The sequence below is a fragment of the Streptomyces barkulensis genome (genome assembly GCF_002843305.1).
Classification (GTDB): domain Bacteria; phylum Actinomycetota; class Actinomycetes; order Streptomycetales; family Streptomycetaceae; genus Streptomyces; species Streptomyces barkulensis.
Genome location: NZ_PGSG01000073.1, coordinates 37,621 through 48,762, shown reverse-complemented (window position 1 = coordinate 48,762; position 11,142 = coordinate 37,621). Strand labels below are relative to the sequence as shown.

8 protein-coding genes are annotated in these 11,142 nt (G+C 70.8%); 2 read left to right on the top strand and 6 right to left on the bottom strand.

Features of this window, described 5'->3' with window-relative positions:
* Positions 1 to 108: 108 nt before the first annotated feature.
* The 6 genes from CUT83_RS14360 to CUT83_RS14335 all read right to left on the bottom strand — a co-directional run bounded on the left by CUT83_RS14360 (position 109) and on the right by CUT83_RS14335 (position 8,386).
* Positions 109 to 1,821 (bottom strand): carbohydrate-binding module family 20 domain-containing protein, encoded by a 1,713-nt coding sequence (locus CUT83_RS14360; RefSeq protein WP_101256231.1) that lies wholly within the window; start codon positions 1,819 to 1,821, stop codon positions 109 to 111.
* Between the two features lie 453 nt (positions 1,822 to 2,274).
* Complete coding sequence (locus tag CUT83_RS14355; RefSeq protein ID WP_101256230.1) at positions 2,275 to 3,405, bottom strand: LacI family DNA-binding transcriptional regulator; 1,131 nt, start codon at positions 3,403 to 3,405, stop codon at positions 2,275 to 2,277.
* On the bottom strand, positions 3,402 to 5,057 hold the full coding sequence (locus tag CUT83_RS14350) for a glycoside hydrolase family 13 protein (RefSeq protein ID WP_101256229.1): 1,656 nt from the start codon (positions 5,055 to 5,057) through the stop codon (positions 3,402 to 3,404). Before CUT83_RS14350 ends, CUT83_RS14355 begins: the two co-directional genes overlap by 4 nt.
* 58 nt (positions 5,058 to 5,115) lie before the next feature.
* The gene (locus tag CUT83_RS14345) at positions 5,116 to 6,042 is read right to left on the bottom strand and encodes a sugar ABC transporter permease (RefSeq protein WP_101256284.1); all 927 of its coding nucleotides are present in this window, start codon (positions 6,040 to 6,042) and stop codon (positions 5,116 to 5,118) included.
* A gap of 5 nt (positions 6,043 to 6,047) precedes the next feature.
* Complete coding sequence (locus CUT83_RS14340; RefSeq protein WP_101256228.1) at positions 6,048 to 7,067, bottom strand: carbohydrate ABC transporter permease; 1,020 nt, start codon at positions 7,065 to 7,067, stop codon at positions 6,048 to 6,050.
* Positions 7,068 to 7,105: 38 nt separating this feature from the next.
* The gene (locus CUT83_RS14335; RefSeq protein WP_101256227.1) at positions 7,106 to 8,386 is read right to left on the bottom strand and encodes an extracellular solute-binding protein; all 1,281 of its coding nucleotides are present in this window, start codon (positions 8,384 to 8,386) and stop codon (positions 7,106 to 7,108) included.
* Between the two features lie 239 nt (positions 8,387 to 8,625).
* Between CUT83_RS14335 and CUT83_RS14330 the strand changes: the two genes are divergently transcribed.
* Both CUT83_RS14330 and CUT83_RS14325 read left to right on the top strand, forming a co-directional pair.
* Positions 8,626 to 9,963: an extracellular solute-binding protein gene (locus CUT83_RS14330; protein ID WP_101256226.1), complete on the top strand. Its 1,338-nt coding sequence runs from the start codon at positions 8,626 to 8,628 to the stop codon at positions 9,961 to 9,963.
* 105 nt (positions 9,964 to 10,068) lie between these two features.
* The gene (locus tag CUT83_RS14325) at positions 10,069 to 11,139 is read left to right on the top strand and encodes a LacI family DNA-binding transcriptional regulator (RefSeq protein WP_101256225.1); all 1,071 of its coding nucleotides are present in this window, start codon (positions 10,069 to 10,071) and stop codon (positions 11,137 to 11,139) included.
* The last annotated feature ends 3 nt before the right edge of the window (positions 11,140 to 11,142 follow it).

Genomic DNA, 11,142 nt, shown 5'->3' with positions numbered 1-11,142 from the left:
GGCGGCGGGGAAGTGGGCCGGGGTCCGGGCGGCCGTCTCATGGCCTGCGCGGGGGCCGGGGTCCGCGCGGGGCTCTGCGCGGGTGCCGGCTCCGTGCGCGGGTCAGCTTCAGCTGCGCCAGGTGTCGTTCAGCACGACCCTGCCGTCGGCGGGGACGGTGGCGGTGCGGTTGGCGCCGCTCTCCCAGGTGACGTTGCCGCCGGCGTCCTTGCGTATGTACTTGTACTCGAAGGACGTACCGGCCGGCAGGTCCACGTCCAGCTTCCACACCGGGTAGCCCGCCGGGTCCAGCTTGGGGGCGTTCGCGGTGTTCCAGTTGCCCAGTTCGGCGCGGTTGCCGACGACGTGGATGTTCTGTCCCATCACCGTGGTGGCCTCGACGTTGAACGAGGCGCCGTCGGCGGTGTTCCCGCTGTCCCCGCCGTCGCCGCCGCCGGAGCAGGTGCGGGCGCCGGTGTGCAGGGCCAGGGCGGCGTTGGCGCCGAGGGTGGCGGTGAACCGGCCCGATCCGTCGACGGTCACCTTCCTGCCGCTCTGGACGTCGCAGTAGTCACCGGACGGCAGGGAGGACTGGAAAGTACGCGAGAGCGGGGAGCTCTCGTGGTTGATGGCGACGTACGCCCTGGAGCCGCGCCCGAAGGCGATGGCGTTGTTGCCGTTGTCCCACCAGTTCGTGACGGCCTGTCCGCGCGAGACGTTGCGGAAGGCGACCATGGAGGAGATCTCGCGCCAGGCGTGCTGGCACTTCCAGCCGCCGCTGTAGCAGGCGGTCACGTTGCCGCCGCTCGGCGGGCCGGCGTCCTTGTCGGACCACTCGTAGCCGGAGTGGACGTCCGGGGAGCCGTAGGGCCAGGCCAGCATGAAGACGTTGGCCAGGGTGTAGTTGGCGCCGTCCTTGTAGTTGAGGGTGTCGCCGACGCGCTCGGTGTCGTGGTTCTCCACGAAGACCCCGGACTTGCCGGACTCCATGAAGCCCCAGCCCTCGCCGAAGTTCTTCAGGTGGGCGAGCCTGTCGCTGTTGAACACCCGCTTGAGCTCGCGGCCGTAGCGGAACTCCTGGACGTCCCCGCTGCCGAGGTACTCGGTGGGCGAGACCGCCTCGCCGGCTCCGTGGATGGCCTCGTGCTTCCAGTAGACGTTCGGGTCGGACAGCCGGGACTTGATGGCGGCCAGGTCGGTGGCGGGCATGTGCTTGGCGGCGTCGATGCGGAAGCCGTCCACGCCCAGGGAGAGCAGGTCGTTCAGGTAGGCGGCGATACGGCCGCGGACGTAGTCCTCGCCGGTGTCGAGGTCGGCCAGGCCCACCAGTTCGCAGTTCTGGACGTTGCCCCGGTCCCGGTAGTCGTTCACCTCCGACCGGCAGTCGTCCATGTCCCGGCCGCTGTAGATGCCGGGGTAGTCGTACTTGGCGAACGGTGTTCCGCCGGTTCCGGTGCCGCTCGCGTGGGCGGACATGTGGTTGATGACCGCGTCGGCGATGACCTTCACACCGGCCGCGTGGCAGGTGTCGATCATGTTCTTGAAGGACGCGCGGTCGCCGAGCCGGCCGGCGATCCTGTAGCTGACGGGCTGGTAGGAGGTCCACCACTGGCTGCCCTGGATGTGCTCCTGGGGCGGCGAGGTCTGGACGTACCCGTAGCCGGCCGGGCCGAGGGTGTCGGTGCAGGCCCTGGCGATCGAGTCGAAGCGCCACTGGAACATCACGGCGGTGACGTCCTTGGTCCCGGGCGGGGCCGCCTGCGCCGGTCCGGGAACGGCGATGAGGGAGCCTGCCATGCCCGCGACAAGCGCGAGTGTGGCGGCCGCTGATCTCCTGGCCACGTTTCCTCCTGTGGGGGAAGCAGATGCGAGTGCCTGCCTGGGGGCAACGCGCCGCGCCCGTGAGGCGGTGGAGCAGTGAATGCTCTTGCTGCAAGAAGACTGAAAGAGCCTGAAAGTCTTCGCGCAGGAGACCGTAGACGGGCCCCGGGGGGCCGTCAAGGCTTTGGACATCTCCGGGAAACACAGCCGTCGCCTCTGCGCAAACTCTTTCGCAAGAGATTGCATGGTGCTACGTTCGACCACACTCCCGGTCCGGTCGGCCGGGGGACCAGGCACATGGCCCCCACGCGCCCGGCCGGCCGGGCCGGGATGCCCGCGCACCGGCCCGCGGCGCACGGTTCCCCCCGGACACACCGCCGGGCGCCGGCCGGCACCCGGCGGCGGGCTGTCAGGTCACACACCGCCGGGTGCCCGCCGGCGCCCGGCGGTACGTGTCGGGTCCTGCGCCCGCCCCTACTCCTGCTGCGGCGGCGGGGCCGTCGAGCCCCTCACCACCAGCTCGGGCTGGAAGACGAACTCCGAGTGCTGGACGGGGTTCCCCCCGATCTCCTCCAGCAGGGCGTTCACCGCCGCGCTCGCCATGGCCTTGACCGGCTGGCGCACGGTCGTCAGCGGCGGGTCGGTGAAGGCGATCAACTCGGAGTCGTCGAAGCCGACCACCGACAGCTCGCGCGGGACCTCCAGCCCGCGCTGCCGGGCTGCCCGCACCACGCCCAGCGCCATCAGGTCGCTGCCGCAGACCACCCCCGTGCAGCCGGCGCTGATCAGCGCGCCCGCCGCGGCGTGGCCGCCCTCCAGGGTGAACAGCGTGTGCTGGACCTGCTCGCGTACCCGCGCCGCGGGTACGCCCTGCTCGATCAGCGCCGCCGTGAACCCCTCCGCCTTCCGCCGCACGGGTACGTACCGCACGGGGCCGACCGCCAGGCCGATCCGCAGTGGATCATGGCCCAGGTCCACCAGATGGCGTACCGCCATCCGGGCCGCCGCCCGGTCGTCGGGCGACACGAAGGGAGCGCTGACGTGCTCGTTGAACCCGTTGATGAGCACGAACGGCACACCCCGCCCGGACAGCCGCACATAGCGGCCCGGGTCCGCGGTGGTGTCGGCGTGCAGCCCGGAGAGGAAGACGATGCCGTTGACGCCCCGCTCGACGAGCTGGTCGACCAGCTCGTCCTCGGTGGCGCCGCCGGGCATCTGGGTGCACAGCACCGGGGTGTAGCCGTGCCCGGCCAGGACCTGTTCGATGACCTGGGCGAACGCCGGGAAGATCGGGTTGGTCAGCTCCGGGATGACCAGCCCGATCAGTCCGGCGCTGCGCTGCCGCAGCCGCACCGGCCGCTCGTACCCCAGCACGTCCAGGGCCGCCAGCACCTTCTGCCGGGTGCCGGCCGCCACGCCCGCCTTGCCGTTGAGCACACGGCTGACCGTGGCCTCGCTGACCGAGGCCTGGGCCGCGATGTCGGCCAGACGGGCAGTCCCGGGAGCACTGCCGGGGACACTCCCGGGAACGCCGCCGGGGACGGCGCCCGCGGCCGGTCCCCCCTGCTGGGGGACCGGCGCGGGCGCCGTACCGGTGTCGGTCATACCTCCCACCAGACGGTGGTGTCGGCCGGGATCGCCCCGCCTTCGTACTCGCCGCTGGCCAGCAGCGCCCGGCCGGGCGCCGCGGACAGCTCCACGGGCCGGTCGGTGGTGTTGGCGGTGCAGATCAGGTCGCGGCCGGAGCCGTCGGCCGCCCGGCGGCGGAAGGCCAGCACGCCGGCGGGGAAGTCCTCCAGCCACTCCACGCTCTCGCCCGCGCCCAGCGCCGGGTGCTCGCGGCGCACCGCCAGCGCGCTGCGGTACAGCTCCAGCGTGGAGGTGGGGTCGCCGGTCTGCTCCTCGACCGACAGCTCGGCCCACTGCCCGGGCTGGGGCAGCCAGCTTCCGCCGGAGCCGAAGCCGTGGCTGGAACCGGCCCGCGTCCACGGGATCGGCACGCGGCAGCCGTCGCGCAGCCCGTCCTGTCCGTTGTCCTTGAAGAAGGACGGGTCCTGGCGCACCTCGTCGGGCAGGTCGGCGACCTCCGGCAGGCCCAGCTCCTCGCCCTGGTAGACGTAGGCCGAGCCGGGCAGCGCCAGCATCAGCAGCGAGGCCGCGCGGGCGCGGGCCAGGCCGCCGCCGAGCCGGGTGCGGTGGCGCACCACGTCGTGGTTGGACAGCACCCAGGTGGTGGGGGCGCCGACCGGGCGCATGGAGTCCAGCGACTGGTCGATGACCTCCCGCAGCGCCTCGGCGTTCCACCCGGTGTTCAGGTAGTGGAAGTTGAACGCCTGGTGCAGCTCGTCGGCGCGCAGGTAGAGCGCGGTGCGCTCGGGGCTGGGCGTCCAGGCCTCGGCGACGCCGATGCGCTCGCCGGGGTACTCGTCCAGGATGCGCCGCCAGGAGCGGTAGATCTCGTGGACGCCGTCCTGGTCGAAGAAGGGCAGCACCTGGTTGCCCAGCAGCTTCAGCTGCCCGGCCCGTCCCATGTCGGGCAGTCCGGCGGCCTTGACCAGTCCGTGTGCGACGTCGATGCGGAAGCCGTCCACGCCCATGTCCAGCCAGAAGCGCAGCACCGAGCGGAACTCGTCCCGCACGGCCTCGTTCTCCCAGTTGAAGTCGGGCTGCTCGGGGGCGAACAGGTGCAGGTACCACTCCCCCGGGGTGCCGTCGGGGTTCTTGGTGCGGGTCCAGGCCGGGCCGCCGAAGATGGACTCCCAGTCGTTGGGGGGCTCCTCGCCCTTCGGGCCGCGGCCGGGGCGGAAGTGGTAGCGGTCGCGCAGCGGCGAGCCGGGGCCCTCGCGCAGGGCTCTCTGGAACCACTCGTGCTGGTCGGAGGAGTGGTTGGGCACCAGGTCCACGATGATCCGCAGCCCCAGCTCGTGGGCGTCGCGGATCAGCGCGTCGGCGTCGTGCAGATCGCCGAACATCGGGTCGATGGCGCGGTAGTCGGCGACGTCGTAGCCGGCGTCGGCCTGCGGGGAGGCGTAGAAGGGGCTGAGCCAGACGGCGTCGACGCCCAGGTCGGCCAGGTAGGGCAGCCGCGCGCGGACGCCCGCCAGATCCCCCATGCCGTCGCCGTTGCCGTCGGCGAAGGAGCGGGGGTAGACCTGGTAGATCACCGCGTCGCGCCACCAGCCGGCCGGCGCTCCCGAGGCGTCCGTGCGGACGGCCGGGGCCGTGCCGGTGGCGGGGGCTGATGAGTGCTGGGTCATGTCATCCCTGGTGTCGTGAGTGGGGGGACGCGAGGTGCCGGACGAGTGGGGCGGCGGATCAGGACTTGACGGCGCCGGAGGTCAGGCCGGCGACGAGGTGGCGCTGTGCGATGCCGAAGACGATCGCGGCCGGGACGGCGATGATCACCGCGGCGGCGGTCATCGAGCCCCAGTCGCCCACGTACTGGTTGACGAAGGTCTGCAGGCCGCCGGCGAGGGTGAGGTTCTCCTCGCCGGTCATGAAGGCCGACGCGTAGGCGACCTCGGCCCAGGCCGTCACGAAGCTGTAGAAGCCGGTGACGGCCAGCCCCGGCTTGGCCAGCGGCAGGATCAGCCGCCAGAACGTGCCGAAGGGGTTGAGGCCGTCCACGCGCCCCGACTCGTCGATGGAGACGGGGATGGTGTCGAAGAAGCCCTTCATCATCCAGGCGCAGAACGGCACCGCGATGGTGAGGTAGGTGATGATCAGCCCGACGGGCTGGTTGAGCAGGCCGAGCTGCGCCATCAGGTTGTACAGCGGCACGATCAGGATCGCCATCGGGAACATCTGCGTGATCAGCAGGGTCCACATCAGCGGGCGCATCCCGGGGAAGCGGAAGCGGCTGACGGCGTAGCCGGTGGTGGCGGAGATGAACACGCCGAGCAGCGTGGTCGCCACCACGACCACCACCGAGTTCCAGAACCAGGTCAGGAAGTAGGTCTCGCCCAGGACGTGGGTGTAGTTCTCCAGCGTGAAGTTCTGCACCAGCGAGGTGGTGAAGGTCTCCGTCTTGGGCTTGAAGGACGTCACCAGCAGCCAGAAGGGCGGGAAGACCGCGGCCAGGGCCGCGAGCAGCAGGCCCGCGTGCAGGGCGGTGGAGGCCAGCGGCCCGCGCTCGCCGCGCCCGCGCGCCCGCCGGGGCCGCCCGCCGCCGGCCGGCGGCACGGGCGCGGTGGTGGCGGGGTCGGGGGTCGTGGTCGCGGTGGTGGTTTCCGTGGTGTTCATCGTCGTCACCACACCTCTCCCTGCTTGCGGAGCGAACGGCGGTAGAACACCGCGAAGAGCATCAGGAGCAGCAGGATCAGCACGCCCCAGGCCGCGGAGGTGGCGAAGTCGCGCGGGCTGTTGAGGAAGGACAGCCGGTAGGCGTAGGTCACCAGGATCTCGGTGGAGTCGCCCGGCCCGCCGCGGGTGAGCAGGTAGATCACCGGGAACATGTTGAACGTCCAGATGGTGCTCAGCAGGACCACGGTGCTGCTGACCGAGCGGATGCCCGGCAGGGTGACGTTGCGGAAGCGCTGCCAGGCGTTCGCGCCGTCCACCTCGGCGGCCTCCAGCAGCTCCGAGGGGATGGCCTGGAGGGCGCCCAGCAGGGCGACGAGCATGAACGGCACGCCCAGCCAGACGTTCACCGCGATGACGGAGATCTTCGCCCAGGTGGGGTCGCCCAGCCAGGGGACGCCCTCGATGCCCCCGCCCTCCAGGACCCGGTTGAGGATGCCGTTCTTCTCGTTGAACAGCATCTGCCAGGCGAAGACGGAGACGAAGGCGGGGATGCCCCAGGGCAGGATGATCGCGATGCGGTACACCGCCCTGCCGCGCAGCTTCCGGTTGAGCATGGTGGCCAGCACCAGGCCCAGCAGGAAGGTCACGGAGACGCAGCCGACCGTCCACAGCACCGTCCAGCCCAGCCGGTCCCAGAAGACGTTGTCGGTGAGGATGGCCAGGTAGTTCTCGAGACCGACGAACTCGTAGGTGGCCTCGATCTCGTTGACGCCGATGGTGCGGGCGACGTTGGCCTCGTCCGCGTCCGTCAGGGACAGCCAGATGCCCCGGAACAGCGGATAGCCGATGATCACCCCGATGACGGTCACCACGGGGGCCACCATGGCCCACGCGTACCAGTGCGTCGCCAGTGCGCGGCGCAGCGGTCCGGGGACCTTGCTGGACTTCTCGCCAGTTCCGCGGCCGCGGCCGCGGGCGTCTCCGCCCGCGGCCGGTGCCACCGACTGGCCGGTCTCGACAGCCATGGTCGTCGGTCAGCCTCTCCCTGAGCTCTTCCGGACCCTTACTTCCAGTCCCCGTCCTCGAGGAGCTTGGCGTACTCCTCACCGGCCTTCTCCGCGGCGGCCTCCGGCTTGGTCTTGCCGGTCAGCACGTCGGCCATCTGGACGCGCAGCGGCTCGAAGAGGGAGTTGCCCTCGGCGATCCAGGGGCGCTCGACGGCCTTGTCCACGGCGGGCTTGAAGAACTGGACCATCTGGTTGTCCTCGACGGTCTTCTCCTCGTACACCGAGGTGCGCGTCGGCAGCAGGCTCAGCTCCTCGGTGGTGCGCTTCTGGACCTCGGCGGAGCTCATGTACTTGACGAACTCGTAGGAGGCGTCGAGGTTGTCGGAGCCGGCGTAGACGGAGTAGTTGTGACCGCCCTGCGGGGCGCCCTGGCCGGCGCTGCCGGCCGGGACCGCGGCGACCCCGAGGTTGTCCTCGTCGTCCTTGAACTGCTTGCCCGCGAGGGTGTCCTCGATGGCCCAGGGGCCATTGATCATCATCGCGACCTTGCCGTCCTTGAAGGACTTCTGCATGTTCTCCCAGCCGTTGGTGGTGTCCGTGGTCGCGGCCCCGGAGTCCACCAGGTCCTTGATCACCTCGAACGCCTTCACGCCGGGCTCTTCGTCGATGGTGATCTTCTTCGCGTCGGCGTCGAGCATGTCGCCGCCCTCGCCGTACAGGAAGGGCAGGAACCAGTACGGGTCGTCGCCGCGCAGGTAGAACGGGGTGACGTCGTTCTTCTCGAACGCCTTCGTGGAGTCCTTGATGTCCTCGACCGACTGCGGGACCTCGACGCCGGCCTTCTCCAGCAGACCCTTGTTGTAGAAGAGGGCCAGGGTGTCGATGACCTGCGGGACGGCGTAGGTCTTGCCGTCGTACTGGGTGCTGCCCCAGGCCTGCGGCAGGTAGTCGTCCTTGTCGTCGACCGCGGCGGTGTCGTCCAGCGGGGCGAGGTAGCCCAGGCTGGCGAAGTCGGCCACCCAGGCGACCTCGGTGCGCATCACGTCGGGGGCGCCGGAGCCGCCGCCCGCGGCGTTCTTGAACTTGTTACTGGCCTCGCCGAAGGGGACGTTGACGTACTTGACCTCGACGCCGGGGTGCTTGTCCTCGAACTCCTCGGCGACCTTCTTGTAGAAGCCCTTCTCGGCGTCGCCCGACGTGTCCCAGAACTCGACGGTGCCCGACAGTTCGCCGTTGGCGTTCTTCTTCTCGCCGCCGTCGCCGTCCCCGCCGCCGCAGGCCGTGGCCGCGAGCGCGATGGCCGCGACCAGTGCGGTGGTCCCTATGCCACGCCGCATGTGAACTCCTCCATGATCCGGTGCCCGTCTCGCGGGGGCACTGGCGTACTCCGCGCGGGCCGCGCGGTCGCGGCGCCGGGCTGACCAGGAACGTAACAGCGGGGCAATCTTTTAGAAAGACCTTGCGGCAACTTTCTGCAAACGAGTCTGCAACGACTTCCGCAAGAAGTTGCACCCCTGCTACCTTCCTCCGCGTTCCACTGCGGATCCTCCGCTTGAGGACAGACGGGAAGAGCACGATGGAAAGCCACATACACCCCGACACGTCCGATTCGACCGGACGGGCCGCCCGACGCGGCAGGACCGCCGCGCTGGCCGCCGCCCTCTCCCTGACCCTGACGGCCACCGCCTGCACGGTCCTCGGCGGCTCCGCCGAGGACGACGCCTCCGCCGCCTCCGGCAGCGTCACCTGGTGGGACACCTCGGGCGAGGCCGAGGCCCCGCACTTCGCCAAGCTCGTCGCCGCCTTCGAGAAGAAGCACCCGGAGATCGACGTCGAGCACGTCACCGTCCCCTTCGACCAGGCCCAGCAGAAGTTCCTGGACGCCGTGGAGTCCGGCCGGGGCATACCCGACGTACTGCGCGCGGACGTCGGCTGGACGATCGGCTTCGCCGCCGAGGGCCACCTGGCCGACCTCACCGGCACCCCCGCCCTGGACGCCGACATGTCCGGTTTCCTGCCGACCACCACCGCGAGCGTGACGCTGGAGAACGGCGGCGTCTACGGCGTCCCCCAGGTGACCGACACCCTCGCCCTGCTGTACAACCGCCGGATCTTCGAGGAGGCCGGGATCAGCCGCCCCCCGTCCACCTGGAAGGACCTCAAGGACGTCGCGCTGGAGATCAAGGAGAAGACCGGCGCCGAGGGCATCGCCCTCAACCCCGACCCCTTCTTCTCCCTGCCGTTCCTGTACGGCGAGGAGAGCGATCTGGTCGACGTCGGCTCCCGTACGATCACCGTCGCCTCCCCCGACTCCGTCCGGGGGGTGGCCACCGCCGCCGACCTGGTCTCCTCCGGCGCCGCGCCCAAGCCCCCGGAGAAGGACGCCTACGCCGCCATGCAGAACGCCTTCAAGAGCGGCGAGGCGGCCATGATGATCAACGGCCCCTGGGCGACCGCCGACATCTTCTCCTCCCCCGAGTTCGAGGACCGCGACAACCTCGGCATCGCCGCCGTCCCGGCCGGCGGGTCGGGCACCGCGGGCTCCCCCACCGGCGGCCACAACCTCGTGGTCTCCGCGGAGGCGGAGAACCCCGACGCCTCGTACCTCTTCGTCAAGTACATGACCGACGCGAAGCGGCAGGAGAGCACCGCCCTCGCCCTGGGGCTGCTGCCGACCCGTACGGCCGCCTACACCGGGAAGGTACTGTCCGACCCGGTGCGCAACTCCTTCTACCTGGCGCTGACCAAGGCCGTGGCCCGGCCCTCCCTCCCCGAGGGCGGACAGCTCTTCGTCGCCCTCCAGCCCCACTACACGGCCATCCTGCGCGGCGAGGAGACCGCCCGCGAGGGACTGACCCGCACCGCCGAGGAGTGGAGCGACGGACTGCTGCCCGGCTACAGCGTCGAACGGTGAGCCCCCGGTTCCGCCCCCCGGCCCCGGGGGGCGAAACCACACCTATCCGGGCGAACTCCCGGGTACGGTGGGCAGTCGGACACATGACCGGTACAGTCCGGTGCTGTGACCGCACGGCTAGCTGACATCGCAGCCCAGGCGGGGGTCAGCGAAGCGACGGTCAGCCGCGTCCTCAACGGCAAGCCCGGCGTTTCCCCGGCCACCCGCGAGTCCGTCCTCGCCGCACTGGACCTGCTGGGGTACGAACGGCCCATGCGCCTGCGCCGGCTCAGCGCGGGGCTGGTCGGGCTGATCACCCCCGAGCTGGAGAACCCGATCTTCCCGGCGTTCGCCCAGGTCATCGGACAGGCGCTGACCCGTCAGGGCTACACCCCCGTCCTGGCCACCCAGACCCCCGGCGGCTCGACGGAGGACGAGCTGACCGAGATGCTCGTGGACCGGGGCGTGGCGGGCATCATCTTCGTCTCCGGGCTGCACGCCGACACCACCGCCGACACACAGCGCTACGAGCAGCTGCGCGGCAAGGGCGTGCCGTTCGTGATGGTCAACGGCTTCTCCCCCAAGGTCCGCGCGCCCTTCGTCTCACCGGACGACCGGGCCGCGATGCGACTGGCCGTCACCCACCTGATCTCGCTCGGCCACGAGCGCATCGGTCTGGCCCTGGGGCCGGCCCGGTTCGTGCCCGTGCAGCGCAAGACGGAGGGCTTCACCACCAGCCTCCAGGAGCAGCTCGGACTCTCGCCCGGCGAGGCGGAGTCGATGGTCCAACACTCGCTGTACACCCTGGAGGGCGGCCAGGCCGCGGCCGGCACCCTGATCGACCGCGGCTGCACCGCCGTGGTCTGCGCCAGCGACATGATGGCGCTCGGCGCCATCCGGGCCGCCCGGCAGCGCGGCCTGTCCGTTCCCGGCGACGTCTCGGTCATCGGCTTCGACGACTCCCCGCTGATCGCCTTCACCGACCCGCCCCTGACCACCATCCGCCAGCCGGTGACCGCGATGGGCCAGGCGGCGGTACGGGCCCTGCTGGAGGAGATCGGCGGCACCCCCGCCCCGCACAGCGAGTTCGTCTTCCTCCCCGAGCTGGTCGTCCGCGGCTCCACCGCCTCCGCGCCTCAGGGACGGAGGTCCGTCCCGGGGAGGACCGGAGGTGACCGGGACAGGACCGGGGGATGATCG

Coding starts and splice junctions, on each gene's coding strand:
- CUT83_RS14355 (WP_101256230.1), bottom strand. CDS start 3,405: ATGACCGACACCGGTACGGCGCCCGCGCCGGTCCCCCAGCAGGGGGGA.
- CUT83_RS14350 (WP_101256229.1), bottom strand. CDS start 5,057: ATGACCCAGCACTCATCAGCCCCCGCCACCGGCACGGCCCCGGCCGTC.
- CUT83_RS14345 (WP_101256284.1), bottom strand. CDS start 6,042: ATGAACACCACGGAAACCACCACCGCGACCACGACCCCCGACCCCGCC.
- CUT83_RS14340 (WP_101256228.1), bottom strand. CDS start 7,067: ATGGCTGTCGAGACCGGCCAGTCGGTGGCACCGGCCGCGGGCGGAGAC.
- CUT83_RS14335 (WP_101256227.1), bottom strand. CDS start 8,386: ATGCGGCGTGGCATAGGGACCACCGCACTGGTCGCGGCCATCGCGCTC.
- CUT83_RS14330 (WP_101256226.1), top strand. CDS start 8,626: ATGGAAAGCCACATACACCCCGACACGTCCGATTCGACCGGACGGGCC.